This window comes from Streptomyces sp. GL_141 (assembly GCF_057834385.1).
In genome coordinates this window covers 4,951,883-4,968,858 of the sequence record NZ_CM174402.1, presented here as the reverse complement: position 1 = coordinate 4,968,858, position 16,976 = coordinate 4,951,883, and the positions used below count along the sequence as shown (strand labels likewise).

Annotated in this window: 12 protein-coding genes and 1 tRNA gene; 8 read left to right on the top strand and 5 right to left on the bottom strand. The window is 69.3% G+C overall.

What is annotated here, in order from left to right; genetic code table 11:
* Positions 1–108 precede the first annotated feature (108 nt).
* The 3 genes from AC3IX6_RS22160 to AC3IX6_RS22150 all read right to left on the bottom strand — a co-directional run bounded on the left by AC3IX6_RS22160 (position 109) and on the right by AC3IX6_RS22150 (position 2,413).
* Positions 109–912, bottom strand: a complete 804-nt coding sequence (locus AC3IX6_RS22160) for an SDR family NAD(P)-dependent oxidoreductase (RefSeq protein ID WP_489363903.1) — start codon at positions 910–912, stop codon at positions 109–111.
* Positions 909–1,640 carry an HAD family hydrolase gene (locus tag AC3IX6_RS22155; protein ID WP_489363901.1) on the bottom strand — a complete coding sequence of 244 codons (732 nt, stop codon included), beginning with the start codon at positions 1,638–1,640 and terminating at the stop codon, positions 909–911. The genes AC3IX6_RS22160 and AC3IX6_RS22155 overlap by 4 nt, the downstream gene beginning before the upstream one ends.
* A 143-nt stretch (positions 1,641–1,783) precedes the next feature.
* Positions 1,784–2,413, bottom strand: coding sequence for a ScbR family autoregulator-binding transcription factor (locus AC3IX6_RS22150; protein WP_489363899.1), 630 nt, complete (start codon positions 2,411–2,413; stop codon positions 1,784–1,786).
* Positions 2,414–2,714: 301 nt separating this feature from the next.
* Here AC3IX6_RS22150 and AC3IX6_RS22145 point away from each other — a divergent pair, with 301 nt between their 5' ends.
* Entirely contained in the window at positions 2,715–3,662 is a 948-nt protein-coding gene (locus AC3IX6_RS22145) for a ScbA/BarX family gamma-butyrolactone biosynthesis protein (protein ID WP_489363897.1), read from the top strand.
* 119 nt (positions 3,663–3,781) lie between these two features.
* Here the strand turns inward: AC3IX6_RS22145 and AC3IX6_RS22140 are convergent, their stop codons facing one another.
* Positions 3,782–4,939 (bottom strand): DUF6183 family protein, encoded by a 1,158-nt coding sequence (locus AC3IX6_RS22140; RefSeq protein ID WP_489363895.1) that lies wholly within the window; start codon positions 4,937–4,939, stop codon positions 3,782–3,784.
* 6 nt (positions 4,940–4,945) lie between these two features.
* Positions 4,946–8,635 (bottom strand): ALF repeat-containing protein, encoded by a 3,690-nt coding sequence (locus AC3IX6_RS22135; RefSeq protein WP_489363894.1) that lies wholly within the window; start codon positions 8,633–8,635, stop codon positions 4,946–4,948.
* Positions 8,636–8,940: 305 nt separating this feature from the next.
* Here AC3IX6_RS22135 and AC3IX6_RS22130 point away from each other — a divergent pair, with 305 nt between their 5' ends.
* From AC3IX6_RS22130 to AC3IX6_RS22100, 7 genes are all read left to right on the top strand, one after another.
* Complete coding sequence (locus tag AC3IX6_RS22130) at positions 8,941–9,471, top strand: hypothetical protein (RefSeq protein ID WP_489363892.1); 531 nt, start codon at positions 8,941–8,943, stop codon at positions 9,469–9,471.
* A 235-nt stretch (positions 9,472–9,706) separates the two neighbouring features.
* Positions 9,707–11,215 (top strand): FG-GAP-like repeat-containing protein, encoded by a 1,509-nt coding sequence (locus AC3IX6_RS22125; protein ID WP_489363890.1) that lies wholly within the window; start codon positions 9,707–9,709, stop codon positions 11,213–11,215.
* Between the two features lie 240 nt (positions 11,216–11,455).
* The gene (locus AC3IX6_RS22120) at positions 11,456–12,307 is read left to right on the top strand and encodes a poly-gamma-glutamate hydrolase family protein (protein WP_489363888.1); all 852 of its coding nucleotides are present in this window, start codon (positions 11,456–11,458) and stop codon (positions 12,305–12,307) included.
* Positions 12,308–12,428: 121 nt separating this feature from the next.
* Positions 12,429–13,949, top strand: coding sequence for an FG-GAP-like repeat-containing protein (locus tag AC3IX6_RS22115; RefSeq protein ID WP_489363886.1), 1,521 nt, complete (start codon positions 12,429–12,431; stop codon positions 13,947–13,949).
* 74 nt (positions 13,950–14,023) lie between these two features.
* Positions 14,024–14,746, top strand: coding sequence for a peptidase inhibitor family I36 protein (locus AC3IX6_RS22110; RefSeq protein ID WP_489363884.1), 723 nt, complete (start codon positions 14,024–14,026; stop codon positions 14,744–14,746).
* Positions 14,743–16,221, top strand: coding sequence for a phosphodiester glycosidase family protein (locus tag AC3IX6_RS22105; protein WP_489363882.1), 1,479 nt, complete (start codon positions 14,743–14,745; stop codon positions 16,219–16,221). Before AC3IX6_RS22110 ends, AC3IX6_RS22105 begins: the two co-directional genes overlap by 4 nt.
* A 446-nt stretch (positions 16,222–16,667) precedes the next feature.
* Positions 16,668–16,740, top strand: a tRNA-Arg gene (locus tag AC3IX6_RS22100).
* The last annotated feature ends 236 nt before the right edge of the window (positions 16,741–16,976 follow it).

The window sequence follows — 16,976 nt, the reverse complement described above, 5'->3', positions numbered from 1 at the left end:
GCCGGCCAGCACATCAGCGCCCGCGCGGGCTGTCGTTGCCGACTGCCACAAGTCGCGCCGGGTTTCACGGAGGACGGCGGAGTGCGGCGGAGGACCGCAGAGGACCGCTCAGATCGCGGTGGCGCCACCGTCGACCGGCATCGCGGCGCCGGTCACGAAGGAGGCCCGCTCGCTGCACAGCCACAGCGCCGCCTCGGCGACCTCGGAGGGCGAGGCCATGCGCTTCTGCACGGTCGCATCGGCGAACCGCTGCTCCAGCTCGGCGTGTTGCCCCAGCACCTCTTCCATCATCTCGGTGCGCGTGGCGCCCACGATCAGGGCGTTGACCCGGATGTTCGCGGCGCCGTAGTCGGCCGCGGCGGCCCGGGTCATTCCGAGGACGGCGTGCTTGGCGGCCACGTACGCGGCGCTGGCCCCCGTGGCCCGGGTGGCGGCGACGCTGGCCGTGTTGACGATGGAGCCGCCCGAGCCCTGGCCCAGCATCACGGGTATCTGGTGGCGCATGCAGTTCCACACGCCCGTCACGTTCACCTCCATGGTCTGCCGGAAGACGGCGTCGTCGACCTCGTGCAGCGGCGCGCCCGCCGTGGCGTAACCGGCGTTGTTGAAGGCGTAGTCGAGCCGCCCGTAGGTCTCCACGGCCGCCTCGACGGCTTCGCGCATCCGGTCGGAGTCGACGACGTCGCCCTCGACCGCGAGGGCGCGTCCGCCTGAGGCCCCGATCGTCTTGGCCAGCTCGCGCAGCCGCTCGCCGCGCCGCGCGACCAGGACGACGGCCGCGCCCTCCTCGGCGAACGCACGGGCGGCCGCCGCACCGATCCCGCTGGACGCTCCGGTGATCATGACCACCCGGCCGGACATCGGACGCCGGTCGCTCGCGCCGTTGCTCACGTTGCTGATGCCGTTGCTCATGCCGTTGCTCGCAGGCTCGTACCGCTCGGGACCTCGCTCCACACCGTGCCGCGCAGGGCCTCGGCGTCGATGGCCCGGATCAGCTGCTCGTCGATCGCCGCCAGGGAGTCCACGACGTGCCGGACCCCGGCCTCCTGCATCAGTTGCCGCTGAAAGCTGTGCACGAACTTGCTCGGGTGGCCGATGAAGGGAACGTCGAGTTCCCTGGCCGTCTCGGCCACCTTGGCCACGTCGTCGACGAAGAGGGCTTCCCCGTGCTCCAGCCCGAAGACCTCGGTGGTGATCTCGTGGATCCCGGGCCGGAAGTCGTTGGTGCACACGTAGCGCGGACCGTCGAACAGCTCCGCCCACTCTCCGAGGAACCGGTCGAAGTGGGCCGCGGAGAGCCCTCCGTAACAGACCGTCCGCAGGCCGAGGGCCCGCAGTCTCCGTACGAGGTCGATCGCGCCGTCCAGGACGGTGACCGGGTGCTCGGCGAGGTAGACCTCGCGCTCCTCGAAGTAGGCCGCGAGGGCCTCCTCCCCGCTGAGCTCCTGCGGTACGGCGGCGGCCATGTTGCGGCCGGCTATGTGCTGGGGCTGCGAGAACACCGCACGCTCGGTGTCGGCGGTGTAGGCGCCCCCCCGGCCGACGACGAAGCCGTGGATCACGGGGCTGAAGGTGTCGTTGAGCAGGACACCGTCGATGTTGAGGGCGGCGAGCCGAAGCCGGCCGAGGCTGTGGGGCATGGGTCCTCCAGGGACGGGACTGGACGGGACGTACGTCGGTACAGCGGCATGGCGGTACGACAGGGCGGCGGTGCGGCGGTGCGGCGATGCGGCGATGCGGCGATCAAGGCGTTCGGCGCCGCGTCGGCCGATGAGGCGGCCTGTCAGCCGATGAGGCTCCTCAGCCGTTCATGGCTGACCTCGGTGCGGGAGACGATCGCCGGTACGGCGATGCCGGGCAGCAGCAGGCGCCACATCCGGAGGGTGCGGTCGCTCAGGTCCTTCCGGCCGCTGGCCACGCTGGAGAACATCTGCATGCCCGTACACGCCTCGGTGACGAACTCGCCCAGCTCCTCGGGCGACACACCCGCCTGCAGCTCCCCCCTGCCCTGCGCCTCGCGCAGGCAGTCGGCCATGATCCCGGCCCAGGACTGGTAGGGCGTCACGTCGGATCCTCCCCACGAGGCCTGCTCCCCCGTCAGCCGGACTCCGGCCCGCAGAAGCGGGTCGACCTGGAGCAGGTGCGACCAGAACAGGGTGATGTCCACCAGCCGTTGGAGTCCTTCGGAGTGCAGCCTGGGGACGATGGTCTCGGGTTGCGCGTTCATCACCGCGCGCGCCAGACCCTCTTTCGAGTCGAAGTGGAAGTACAGGGCGCCCGTGGTGAGGCCCGCCCGCTTCAGGATCAGGTTGACGCTGGCACCGGCGTAGCCGAGCTCGTCGAAGGTCTCGGCCGCCGCGCGCAGGATCGCCTCCCGCGTCTGAACCGCCCGCTCCTGTTTGGGACCCGCCACGACCTCTCCCCTCAAAAAGAAACGGAACGGTCCCTATGTTAACGAGTCGAGGCGATCCGTTGGCAACCCCGAACGCCACTCGGATGCCCGGAAAGACCACAGAACCCTCCCGACGGAGGGAGACCCACCCCTCCGAGGCCCCGCAGACCTGCCACTTTACGAAGTCTTGACTTTAAACAAAAGCGAACACTCGTTATGTTGAACGAGGAACGGGCGGGGGCCACCGGATCCACTGATCCACCGAACCACTGATCCACCCCTGTCCGAATCGACTTCGTTTCCGACGTCCCGGGGGGACAGCATGCTCACGAGCACACTGCCGACAAGGCGCGAATCGCATCCTCAGAGCCGGCCGGTGTCAGCGGCCGAGGTCCACAAGGCGGACGCGAGCGAACGGCTCCTGACCAGCTGGCACCCCCTGGGTGCCGACCGGTTCGGCATCGTGGCACGGTGGCCGGCACATCACCGCTTCTACGGCGGTGCGTACGGCTTCCGCGACCCGCTGCTGCTGATCGAGTGCGTACGCCAGGCCATCCCCATGCTCTGCCACGCCGCCTACGACGTGCCGTTCGGCTTCCGGCAGGCCTGGGAAGACCTGCACTTCCAGTTCGACGCCTCGGCGCTCAGCGCCCACGACGCCCCGCCCACCACCGAACTGCACGTCACCTGCACCGATGTCGTACGCCGCGGCACCCGGCTGGCGGGCATGACCATGACCGTCCGGGCATCCCTGGGCGGCATCACCGCAGCCCACGTACGGACCCGGTTCTCGAACCAGGCTCCGGCCGTCTACCAGCGCCTGCGCGGCCCGTACGCCGACATGGCCGCGGCCCACGCCCGCGCCCTGCCGCCGGGCGCCCCGGTCCCTCCCCGCCTCGTCGGCCGCGAGCACCCCGAGGACGTGGTCCTGTCCTCCACGGGCACCCCGGGCCGCTGGACCCTGCGGTCCGACCTCGGACACCCGGCACTCTTCGACCACCCCGTCGACCACGCCCCCGGGATGCTGCTCCTGGAGGCGGCCCGCCAGGCGGCCCTGGCCCTGTCACCGCGACCGGCCACCGTGGTGGCGATGAAGACGACCTTCACCCGCTACGCCGAGTTCGACACCCCGTGCCTCGTCACCGCCACCCCGCTCCCGGCACCCCCGGGAACCCCGGAAGGCACGAGGGCCACCCTGGTCGAACTCCTACAGAACGGCGCCCCCATCTTCACCGCCGAAACGACCACCCACCCGATACGCACCACCTGACCCGACGCCTCAGTCCTGGCGCCATCCGGCACTCCCCCGGGTGAACCGGACCCGACAGCAACCTCCTCCGCCCCGAACCGGAGCCCTAGGGGCCCGGCCGGGGCGGAGGAGGTCGACCGTCAGTCCGTATCCGTGGCGGCCAGCACGGCGAGCCGTCGACGCTCGGGGTCGAAGGCCACCAGCCCGATGTCCCAGGCAACGTGCTCGAACCAATGCGTCGCGGCCTCGAAGGAGTACCAGTCGCACGCCTGGACACGCTGATCCACCTCGGCGAACGATGCCTGCGCCGGGGTTCCCGCCAGGGCGGCCAAGGACCGCCAGGCGGCGAGCCGCCCGTAGGCGCCGTGCTCGCCCCAGCTGTAGGCCCCGCCTGTCGATGCCGCTGCGAAAAGTGCGCGCCAGGCGTGCTGCGGCGTACATGAGGAGACGGTCAGGCGTTTACGGCGATCGACGCCCTTGAGTGATTCCAGACCCAGACCTTCCATCAGGTGGGGCATGCCGCTCGTCGTGACCGGGCCGTCGACGTCGTAGCTCCGTACCTCGACCCGACCGTTGGATTTCTCCGTCCAGTTCGCCACGGCGGCGGTGGCCGATGACCTGAGGGAATCGACGGTCGTCTCGACGGCAGACGGGACGGAAAGATCCTTTCCCGGCCTGATGGTGGAACCGTCAGGCTTTCCGTACGGCATGGCGTAGCTGTCCGCTGTCGCCGAAAAACGGGGCAATGGCGCGTCTTTCTCCAGCTCGGACAGTTCCAGCGGAAGCCAGCCGAGCGGGTGGTGCAGCCAATTCGGCGAACGAACCAAGGGCTCGACTCCTGGTATTTCCAGGACCCGAACGCCTCGAAGCGCGGACTCGTGGACGAGGCACATCCGGAATTCCTGTGAAACGGAAGCCCTCGGCCCGCCACGGGTGAAGGCCGGTGTCAGGTCCTCCGCGGCCTGGCTCGCGGCAAGCAGGGATGCGACGTAACGGTCCAGACTCCCGGGCTCGGATGCCGCGGCGGACATGAGGCGCACCGCGTGCTGGACGTTCTCCGCTCCTGGAGTCGACGCCAGCAGCCGGAGGATGTGGTCGACGACGCTGCTGTACTGCCAGACCGGCTGGGCGGAGGAGCCGTACCGCTCCGCCAGGGTCATGCCGAGGTCGGCCGCGAACGCCGCGTTTCCCTCTCGGACGGCTCGGTCCGCGATGGCGTATACCGGGTTCACGTCCTTCATGCCGGGTAGCCGTGTCGAGATGTCCCGCAGCCGGCCGTCGGCAGCTTGGTGTTTCATCGGGCGTTACCCTCCTTGGCTCTGCAGAACGAGAGAGTGCGGGCCCGGGGCGGGGGGAAGCTTCCCGTTCTTGGTGAGCACGGGGTAGGAAGAGACGATCTTGTTGCCCGGAGCCATGATGATGCGCAGGTACCGCTCCCCCTTCGTTCCTATCTCGCGCCCCATGTCGACGACGTAGGCCGACTCGTCCGACGCCAAGGGGTAGCCTCGACGCTTGTACCCCTCGTCGATGAGGGCGAGGACATCCTTCTCATTCTTGGCCAAGAACACGTTGTGATCCAATTTGCCGGGATCTGGCCGAGTGTGCTTCATGATGTGCGGGATTCGATGTTCCCCGTTGACGGTTCCGTACTTGATGCCGGCGGGTGAGCGGAATACATCCTGGCCGATCTTGGTGAAATTGATCGGGCACTGAATCCGGAGTGTCGCGCAAGTGGAGAATTTGCCTCCCTTGCTGGCGACACTCTGGAAGAACTCTTCGAACTTCCCCGCGTACTTGGTTCCCTTGAAGACCTTTCCGTAGGGGATCATGGCGAGGATCGCGAAGCTGCACTTCCCCACGGCCGGGTTGTCCGTGCACGTGGAGAGGTCGTTGAGACCCAGGATCTCGGCCCACACCTTGGCGAAGAAGCGCTGCGCCGGGTCGCTCTGGACGCTCGCGGCGAACAATTCGTCGCGCTGCTTGGCCTGCTCGTCGAAGTAGCAGCGTGCCCCGGACATGCTGTTGGCGATCGGCTGCTCGCAGCGTGTGTACCGGCTGCGCTCCGCGTCGGCCTCCTCCTGGAGCCGCTTCTCCTCGGCCTTCAGTTCTGCCTCGAACTCCGCCTTCACCTTTTCGAGGGTGATCTCGAAGGCTTCGTCGCGGGCCTTGATGGCCTCCTCTTCTTCCTTGCCGGCCTGCTTGGCGTCCGCGTACGCCCGGTCGGCCGCATCGTGGGCCTGGGCCGCGGAGGCGAGTGCGTCGCGGTGGGACTGAGAGGCCATGGCCGCCGAGATGTCGGCTTCGGCCGCGGCCCGCTGGGCCCGGTCCGAGGCGGCGCGGGCCGTCTTGGCGGACTGGGCCGCCTTGTCGGCGGAGACCTGTGCGTCCGCGGCCGACTGCTTGGCGTCCGCGGCGTACCCGGCTGCCTTGCGGGCGGAGTCCTTGGCCTGAGCCTCGGCTTCCTTGGCCTGGTCGGCCGCGTCGTTCGCCTCGGCCGCGGCCTTGGCGGCGAGGGAGGCCTGCTCCTGGGCCTTCGAGGCCACGCTCGCGGCGCCGGCGATCAGGCCCGTGACGCGGATGCTGTGGGTGGTGGTGAGGTTGTCGCGCCGCTGGGCGGAGTACTGGCCGGTGGAGACGAACTCGTGCAGGCTCCGCGCGTCGCCGTACAGGGCGATCTGGGCGGCGGCCTTGAGTTCGGGCCCGCCCGAGCTGGCGAGCTGGGTCGCGATCAGACTCTCGTCGACCTCGCGCGCCTTGTACTGGCCCTCGTTGATGAAGGCCGTCAGGGCCTCACCGGTGTCCGCCAGCAGGGCTTTGCGCGCGGCGGCCTTGACGTTGGCGCCGCCCTCGCTGGAAATCTGCGTGACCTTCAGCGACAGGTCGATCTCATCGACCTTGAACTGGCCGTCCCGCAGGAACCGGGTGATGACTTCCTTGTCGCCCGCGAGGGCGGTCGTGGCGGCGGTACGGACTTTCGCCGAGCGCTTCTCGTCCTTCGAGATCTGCTCGACACGGTCCCGGGAGTCCTGGTCGACCGCCTCCAGGCGGCCGGTGAGGAGGTACGCGCGTACCTCCTGCTCGGATCCGGTGAGGGCGCTGATGGCGGCGTTCTGCGTCCAGGCGCCACCGCTCTTCATGAGGTCGAGGGCCAGCGTGCGGCCCTTCAGGGCCAGCTGGGCCGGGTCCGCGTCGGGCTTGGCCGCCTCCTGGGCGAGCTCCTCGGCCCGCTTCTTGCGTGCGTCCACGGCGTCCAGTGACTTCTGGAACGCCTCCTGGAACCTCTCCGCGTCCTTGGCGTAGTCCTTGGCGCGTTCGGTGGCGGCCGCGCTGCGCGTGTCGAGGTCGGCCTGCTCCGTCTCGCGGGCGAGGTCGTGGATCTCCTTGGCCTTGTTCACCGCCGCGGCGGCCACGTCGGCGTACTCCTGGGCCGCCTTGGCGTGCTTGGCCGATTCGGCCGCGGCCTGCGCTGCCTCTCCCGCGTGGTCGGCGGCACGGTCGGCCTCGTCGGCGGCCCTACGGGCATGGTCGGCCGAGGACTTCGCGAAGTCACGCGCCTGGTAGGCGGCCTTGGCGGCCTTGCGGGCGAGGGCCTCCGAGGTGTTCGCGGCGCGGTTGGCCTCGCCGGCGTGGCGTCGGGCCTGCGCCGCGGCCTCGCGCGCTTCGACGGCGTTGACGCCGGCGGCCGAGGCGAACCCGTCGGCCTCCGTCGCGGCGTCGGCGGCGTCCTGGGCGCTCTGCGCGGCGCCGCGCGCCGCGGCGGAGACCTTCTCGGTGTCCTCCGCCGCCCGGGCGGCCCAGTCCGCCGCCACCACGGCGGAGTCCGCGGCCTTGGCCGCGTCACGGGCGTCCTGGGCGGCCTTGCGGGACTCGCCCGCCTTGTTCTTGTCCCGCGCGGCATCGGCCGCGGCCCGGCCGGCCTTCGCCGCGGCGTCGGACGCGCCGACCGCGGCGGCGGCGGCCTGCTGGGCGGCGGTCGCCGCGACGCGCGCGGCACGGATCGCCGCGTTGGACGCGGAGATCGCCTGCTGCGCGGCCTGGGCCGCGCCGCGGGCCGCACTCGCGGCCTGTCCGGCGGCGGCCGCCGCGCGGAGGGAGTCGTTGCGGGCGGCTTCGGTTTCCTTGGCGGCCCGGGCGGCGGCCTCCTGGGCCCGGCGCGCCGCTTCCTTGGCCTGCTCGGAGGTCTCGATCGCGGACTCGGCCGCGGTCTTGGCCTGAGCGCCGGCCTCCTCGGCCTGGCGTGCCAGCTCCGCGACCGTGGCGTGTTCCTGGTCACGGGAACGGGCCGTGTGCTGTCCGATGTCCAGGAATTCCTGGATGTCGGCCGGGGTACCGGTCAGTGCGACACGCGCCGCATCCTTCACGGCCTGGCCGCCCGTGCTGGAGATCTGCGTGACGAGGAGTTCGTTGTCCTTCTCGCGCTCGCTGTACTGAACCTCGTTCAGGAAGTGCTGGAGGTCGTCGATGTTCCCCTTGAGGGCGTCCGCTGCGGCCGCCTTCACCCCCGGACCGCCCTGGCTCGACACCTGGGTCGCGAGGAGCTGCTGGTCGATCTCCAGAGGCTGCTTCCAGCCCCCGTCGATGAAGGCGCTGATGTCCGCGGCCGAGCCCTTGAGCGCCTTGCCCGCGGCGGCGCGCACGCTCGGCCCGCCCGTGCTGCCGATCTGGGCGGCGGTGAGGGAGTCGTCCCGCTCGGTGATGCCGGGGAGTTCGGCCTTCAGGAACCGGCGTACGTCCTCATCGGTCCCGAGGAGCGCGGCTTGCGCCGCGGCCTTGGCGCCGGGGCCGCCGTAGAGCCACTGGCTCACGACGAGGCCGCGTTGGACCGCGATCGGCTCCTGCTCGGTCTCATCGGCCACGGCGAGGCCCTGGCCGGAGAACAGCCCTGCGATCAGCGTGACGGGGAGCGCGAGCGCGAGGGTTCCGCGCCGTCTGCGGGACCACCGCCCCGGTGTTCCTGCCCTCGCACCGTGCTCGAGACGGTAACGCTTTGCCACGTTCGGCCCTTCTGTGGTGGGGACCGAGGGCCGGCCGGGTGTGCCGGACGCCCTCGGAACCTGACGATCGCTCGGCTCGCTGAGGGCAGGATCAGCGAGAAGCGAACTGGGAAGTATGTGCATACGCGCACGGTCGGGGCGACGAGGACGCCAACCCCCCGGGGACAAGGGCCCTCCGCCAAGACTTCACCTCCGACCGCGACTTCGCATTGGTGAATCTTGAGGTACATTACCAAGTAATTACTTAAGCTCCCCTTAGGCCGCCCTGCCCCGGCCCGAAGGGTCACTGAACTCGGAGTGGTTCCATGCGCTTTCGCGCTCACAGGGCAGTACTCGCGGCGACTCTCGGCCTGACGGTCTGTGTCGGTGGGGTCGCCTACGCGGCCGGCCAGGAGGAAGGCTCCACGGCGGCTGCCGCGCCTGCCGCGCACGCGGCGTCAGAATCCATGCCGTACGCGCTGGAGGACTTCTCGTACCCCAACGCGGACCAGATCCTCAAGGACCGCGGCATCAAGCTGAAGCGCGGGGACGGCCAGCTCTGGCTCACCCAGTGCTCGGATACCTGGAACGTCATGGTGAAGTCCAACGACCCCGCGGTCGGGGACGACTTCAAGTTCTGCTTCAAGGCGGCGAGCAAGAGCGGCTACCTGACGCTGGAACTCAAGGACACCTTCGTCATCCACGCCGAGGGCAATGCGGTGAAGGCGAAGCTGACGAACGACAGCGGCACGTCGACGGTGGACGTTCCCAAGGACGACTACAGGCCGGTGGGTGAGGGCGACATCCCGGGCGGATCCAAGAAGGCGACGCTGGTGGAACTCCGCATCAACGGCTGACCGGCCGCCGCCCTCCGGCCATGGACGCTCCGAACGGCCCCACGCCGTGAAGGCTCCTGTTCCGGACGCGCACGCCACACCACAGTCCCGTCGTCGCGAACGTACCCGCCAACGGCTTCACCCCGATCGGCCAGTGCCGTGACCGGAAAGTCTTGCGCTCCGTCCTTGTGACGCTGCGAAGCGCTTGGCCCAGCCGCTCGCACCCCCTCCCGAAGCTCACTACGAGGAACCCCCCATGTCTTACATACGCCGGCACACCATGCGGACGGCCACGGCCGCGACCATCGCAGGCGCCGCCGCGCTCATGCCCGCCAGCGCCGCCCTGGCAACGGTCGGAACCCCCGCCGCCGCAGGGCAGTACACCTACACCGCCAAGCTCACCATCGGGGACGAGGCCAACAGCCGGTCCTGTTCCGGCGTTCTGGTCGACGCGAGCTGGGTCCTGACCGCGACGAGCTGCTTCGCGAAGACCCCCGGCGCGACGGTGCCGGCGGGCAGTCCGGCGCTGAAGACCACCATGAAGATCGGCAAGGGAACGGCCACGTTCGACGTGGTCGGCCTCGTGCCGCGCGGTGACCGTGGCGTCGTGCTCGCGAAGCTGAACAAGCCGGTCACGAGCACCATCGCCCCCATCGAGCTCGGCGGCTCCCAGCCCGCCGCGGGGGCCGCCGTGACGGCGGCCGGCGTCGGGCGAACGAAGGCCGACTGGGTGCAGTCGAAGGTCCACACCGCCGCATTCAATGTCACCTCCTCGGATGCGACGACCCTGGCGTTGACGGGCAAGGGCACCGACTCGATCTGTCAGGGTGATGCCGGCGGCCCGCTGGTGAACGGCAAGGGCGAGCTGGTCGGCATCAACACCCGATCCTGGCAGGGCGGCTGCCTGGGCACCCCGGACACGGAAACCCGCACCGACGCCATCGCGTCACGCACGGACGACCTCCGTGACTGGACGACCGAGAACGTCACCCGGGTAGCCGGCGACATGAACGGTGACGGCCGGCCCGACATGGTGGCCGTGGACAGCGAGGGCAAGCTGCGGCTCTACCCCGGCAACGGCGCCGGCGGCCTGCTGGCCCCGACCTACATCGGAACGGGTGGCTGGGGCGGCTCCCAGGTCACCCACCGCGGCGACTGGACCGGGGACGGCATCGAGGACATCGTCGCTGTCGTGGGCGGTGAACTCCGCGTCTACCCCAACCGCGGAGACGGCACGCTCGACGCCCCCATCAAGATCGGCACCCTGCCGGCGAACGTCAAGATCGTCGGTATCGGTGACGCCACCGGCGACGGACAGCCCGACCTCGCCGTCCAGTACGACACCAAGCTCTGGATCTACCCGGGCGTGGTCGGCAGTACTCCCCAGCACGGGACTCCGATCCAGATCGGCAGCTCGGGCTGGAACGTGATGACGCTGACCGCCCCCGGCGACGCGAATGGGGACGGCCGCCCCGACCTCCTCGCCCGCGACACCCGGGACGGCAAGCTCTACCTGTATCCCGGCAAGGCAGGCGGCCACCTGGGCGCGCGCTCCGAGTTCGGCCACGGATACACCACGTCGTACCGTCCCCTCATCGCGGGCGCCGCGGACGCCAACCGTGACGGAGTCGCGGACATGTGGGCCACGGCGAATGACGGCACGTTGAAGTTCTACAAGGGCGGCTCCAACGCCCAGGGCCCGATCGACGGCCCGTCCATCGAAGTCGGATCCGGCGCCTGGGGCTCCATCAAGTCCATCAGCTAGCCCCCGGCAACGCCACACGGTCGCCCCGTCTCCCAGACTCCGCACCGGGGTCTGGGGCGGGCCCGTCGGCCGGCGGGCGGCGGGGCGCCCCATCCCGGCTGCCACCTGAACAACCTGGCCCACCTATGCGGTCAGAGCACCAGACACCGCCCGCATCCCTGGATGCGGGGCGCACAGCACTGAAGGAAAGCAACGATGTCCCGTCCACATGCAAGCCGCAGGACCATCCTCACCTCCCTCGTGGCCGCAGCAGCAGGCGGTCCGTTGCTGACTTCCCTGGCCGCGACTCCGTCAGCCGCTGCCGGTACCAGTGCCGGTGCCGCTGCCGCTGCCGCTGCCAGTGGTGACCTGTACACCTCCAACTCGGACCTCTACACGAAGACGATCGAGGGCAAGGACTTCGCTCGCCGGTCCAAGCGGCACGAGGCCTTCGACAACGAGAAGGCCACCACCCCTCTCCCCCGTCTGACCAGTGTGCTGGCCATCCATGGAGGTGGCATCGAGATGGGCACCTCGGAGCTCTGCCTGGGCATAGCCGGGTACCGGCCGGACACGCTGGCCCCCGTCACGGCGGGCGCCGCGGTGTACGACTACTGGATGCTCGAAGGCCTGCGTTCGTCCCAGAACCGCGAGCTGCACGTCACCTCGTCACGCTGCGACGACGCGGTCGCGCGATCGATGGCCGCAGGCAGCGCGAACGTCCTCAGCTTGCACGGATGCACAGCCTCTCAGGCCGGCGCTCCGACAGCTCAGCCCAAGGCGATTGTGGTGGGCGGGCTCAACCCCCGTTTCCGCGCGGCTCTGTCCGCACAACTGCGCACCGCGGGCTTCCAAGTGCTCAGCACCGCTCCAGAGGACCTCAACGGAGACCTGCCGGAGAACATCTGCAACCGCACCCTGACTGGCGAAGGTGGCGCGCAGCTGGAACTGACCACGGAACTCCGTCAGAGCTTCTTCGACAACTTCTCCGGTGCGAACAACCGTGCGACCACCACGAACGCGGAGTTCTGGAAGTTCGCCAATGCCTGCCGCGACGCAATCGCGGCGGTGGAGGCCGAACAGCAAGCACGCAAAAGTCTGTTCGTTTACTGAGAGACCTGCCCGGACGTCCCGCGCGTCCAAAGACCGCGGCACCGGCCTCTGCAGCCATTCGGGCACACAGGCACTCCCATCCCTGGTGCCATCAACCAACCTCCCGAGGAACGACGTTCGCATGTCCGCACCCCGTCCCCGCACCGCGTGGACCGCCCTCGCCGCCGCCGCCACCGCCACCGACGTAGCAACCGGCCTCGTGACCGCCGGCGCCGCCCTTGCGGCTGTCGGCACCCCGGCCGCCGCTGGGCAGTACACCTACACCGCCCGGCTCAACATCGGCGACGAGGCCAACAGCCGGGCCTGTTCCGGCGTGCTGGTCGACGCGAGCTGGGTTCTGACGGCGTCCAGCTGCTTCGCAGCGAAGCCCGGCGAGGCGGTGCCTGCCGGGAAGCCGAAGCTCAAGAGCACGGCCACGATGGGTACGACCACGCTCGATGTAGTCAGGATCGTGCCGCGCAGCGACCGTGATGTGGTGCTCGCCCGGCTGTCCAAGCCAGTCACCGGCATCGCCCCCGTCAAGCTCGCGGCCGCGCCGCCTGCGGTGAGCGCCGCGGTGACGGCGGCCGGGTTCGGACGCACGAAGACCGACTGGGTACAGGGGAAGGTCCACACCGCCGCCTTCGGCGTCGCCTCCGCGGACGCCACGACGTTGACACTCACAGGCAAGGGCACCGACTCCATCTGCCAGGGCGACGCCGGCGGCCCCCTGGTCAACGGCAAGGGCGAACTGGCCGGTGTCAACACCCGGTCCTGGCAGGCCGGGTGCCTGGGCACCCCTGCTTCGGAGACCCGCACCGACGCCGTCGCGTCTCGCGCGGACGACCTCCAGGACTGGATCCGTAAGACCGCCTTCCACTCCCCGGGCGACATGACCCAGGACGGCATCGGCGACCTCGCGGCGATCTGGGGCGACGGCAATCTGTACGTCTACCCCGGCGACAAGGACAAGGGCCTGGCCGGCACCAACATCGCGCAGATCGGCGGCACCAGCTGGAAGACCATGAAGCAGATGGCCAAGGGCGACTTCAACGGTGACGGGATCGCCGACCTCATGGCGATCTGGGGCGACGGCACCCTCCACCTGTACAAGGGGGACGGGAAGGGGAAGATCACCGACGGCGTCACCGTCACCGAGGGCGGAAACACCTGGGGCACCGTCAAGCAGCTCACGGCCGGCGACTTCAACGGTGACGGCATCGCCGACCTCATGGCCATCTGGAACGACGGCACCCTCCACCTGCACAAGGGCAAGGGCAACGGCCAGCTCGAACCCGAGGTCAAGGTGAACACCGGGGGCAGTACTTGGGGCACCGTGAAGCTGTTGCCCGGAGGCGACTTCAACGGTGACGGCATCGCCGACCTCATGGCCATCTGGAACGACGGCAGCCTGCACCTCTACAAGGGTGACGGCACCGGCCAGATCGGCGGCCAGGTCCCGGTCCCGCTCGGCGGCACGACCTGGGGCACGGTCAGGCACATGACCGCCGGCGACTTCAACGCCGACGGCATCGCCGACCTCATGGCCGTCTGGAACGACGGCAGCCTGCACCTCTACAAGGGCGACGGCATGGGCGGCATCACGGACGGCATCGCCATGGTGGGCGGCACCAGCTGGAAGACCATGCTCCAGCTCACCTGACCCAGTGACGCCCGCGCCCCGTGCCGCTGCAACTCCAACCGCCCGCGCTCCCGCGAAGGATTCCCAGGAAGACCATGTCCCTCATGAATGTCCTGCGCGGCTCACTCCTTGCGGGAGTGCTCGCGCTGTTCTGCTCGATGCTCGTTGCCGCACCGGCCGAGGCCGCGTTCGACCAATGCCCCCGGGGAAGCCTGTGTCTGTACGACGGGCCGGCCGGAGGCGGAAACCAGAAGTCGGACACCCGGCCGGTCGAACGGGTCTACGGCGCCTGGGACGACATGGCGCGGTCGGTCCGGAACAACACCTCCTCCTGGGCTTGTCTGTACGAGGAGACCGAGTACGGGGGCGGTTTCCGCGCCGTGGCTCCCGGAAACTCCGTGGATGACCTCGCGGCGGGTACGGGCCCGATAGCGCCCAGCTCCCACAAGCTCGTGCCGTCCCGGGGGCACTGCTTCACCGGCTTCGAACGCTGTATGTCCCGGCAGTTGGACAGCCACGTCTGTCTCTTCACCGATGTCCGAGGGCGCGGCCAGATGTTCGCAACCACGACGACGACGATCAATGTGTACGTGGCGCCCTGGGAGAACAACATCCAGTCGGTCATGAACCGTGGCACGTGGCCGATCTGCTTCTACGAGGACAGGTCCCTCCAGGGCACCTGGACGGGATCGGACAACAAGGTGTACGGGGCGTTCATCGTGCTCCCCGGCGAGTCCGCCACCATGCCGCCGACCTTCCAGGACTCCTTCAGCTCCCACCAGATCGACACCTCCGGCAAGGACTGCGAGCGCCCGTGAACATCTCCCGTGCCCGGCATCTGCGCCGCCGCCTGGGCGCCTCCGCAACTGCCCTGAGTGCTCTGCTGATGGCCGCGCCCGCCCACGCCGCCGGCGAGCCCGCGGGGCAATTCATCCCCGCCAAGGAGTGGACGCCGAGCCCGACTGAGAAGCTGTCCGACGGCGTGCTCCACACCCGGTACACCGAAAGGGAACCGCAGTCCGGCCGCAAGGATCCCCGCATCCTGAACGTCGTCCAGATCAACCCGTCGATGGGCGGCATGACGCTGCACGGCACTGTCGGCACCGCGGCCGTCCTCGCCGAAACCACGTCCTACCAACTCGGCAAGGTCACCCCCGGACAACCCATCGCCGGCACCAACGGCGGCTACTTCTCCCCCGAGCCCGCGCACCCGGAGATCGGGCTCGACACCATCGCGTTCAACGGCAGTGCCGTCGAGAACGGCACCCTGCTCGGGGCAACCTGCCACAACGGCGGCGCGGGCAACATGGCCGTGGTGCTGCAGCACGGCGTGCCCTACATCACCCGGATCAAGACCAACCTGTCGGTCAGTGTCGGCAGCGCCAAACCGGCCGACCCCGCATCCGAACTGAACGTCCGGATCGACGACATCAACCGCAACCCCGGCCGTGCCCCTGGTTGCGCACGCGACGCCCACGACAGGGCGACGACGGTGACGGGGGCCGCCGGTGCGCCCCAGACGCTCTACACGGACGCCAACGAGATCGTCCTGTTCAACGACAGCTACCGCGCCTACACCCCGAAGCCCGGCGTGGACCCCACGATCACCACGGACGACGCTCAAGGCGTCGAGGTCGTGGTGAACCCGAACGGCACGGTCAAGAGCAGCCGTACAGGTCGAGGCGGAACGATCCCCGGCACCGGCGAAACCATCCTCCAGGGCATCGGCAGCGGAGCCGACTGGCTGACGAAGAACGCCTGGGCCCCGGGAACCCAGCTGCACCTCGAGCAGACCGTCACCGACACGCGCACCGAAGACCTGATCCCCCTCGACACGTCGGTGGACATCGTCAACGGCGTCCACGAACTGCTCCGCAACGGCACGTACGTAGTCCCGTCCCTCCCCAACCTCCATACCCGCGGGCAATGCGGCCGCCTCTTCGACTCCGCAGGGAACGTCAAGACGGACAAGACACCCGCGGCTGCCGAGAAGGACGACTTCTGCCGAGACGCGCGCACCGTCATCGGCATCGACACCGCCGGCCGCACCGTCCTCGCCACGATCACCGGAAGCAAGGCCATGGACGGCGCCTTCCCCGAGGAAATGGCCCACTACCTGCGCGAGAAGTTCTCCGTCACCGACGCCATCAACCTCGACGGCGGCGGCTCCACCACCCTCCTCACCGGAAAGAACCGCCAGACCCTCCCCGGCAACGAGAACAGCACCGTGGAACGTCCGGTCTCCAACGCCGTCTACACCAGCCGCAGCGGCTACGGAATACAGACCCCGTAGCCGGCCACGGACGGCATTCCCGCCACGGTCACGTGCCGGGTCCTCAAGCCATCGCCTGCCCCCCTCGACCCCACGACGGCCGCGCCCACCCCAGGGCGCGGCCGTCGCTCCGCCAACGCCCCCTCAGGGGCAGGTGGAACAGAACGGACGCTCCACCAGCCTGCCCAGGCCTGTACCGCACCCCCGGCACCCCACCCGAGACACTCAGAATCCCCAGGTCACGACCACGCCTTCGCCTCAGCCCGGCCCCCACGGCAATCCATGCGACCACTCCCAGCACGATCCGCTAGGCTGTCAGCGGTCAGACGGCTCCCAAGCGTGTGCCCGGGAAAGTGTCCGCGAGGGCATCTCCACCGGGGTGCGGGCACGCCATCTGACCAGCATGTTTGTCGAGGCAGCTCGCGCGATCCCTCTGGGGTTTCCGGCAAGGTTTCCGACAAGCCCCCGCCTTCGTAGCTCAGGGGATAGAGCACCGCTCTCCTAAAGCGGGTGTCGCAGGTTCGAATCCTGCCGAGGGCACTGACTGGATAGCAGGTCAGAGCACCAAAGAGGCCCCCCGTTCGTTCGAACGGGGGGCCTCGCTCATGATCGAAGTCCGCATAGAGTCCACATCCCCATGGATCTTGACCATCCCGTCACCCATTTAGGGGCATCCGACAGGCGCATCATCGGGTTATGGTGCTGCTAGAGCGGGGCCGGCGCGACTCCCCCACGCGCGCCAGATGTACGCCGCTCAGAATCTGTGCGCTGCGGCG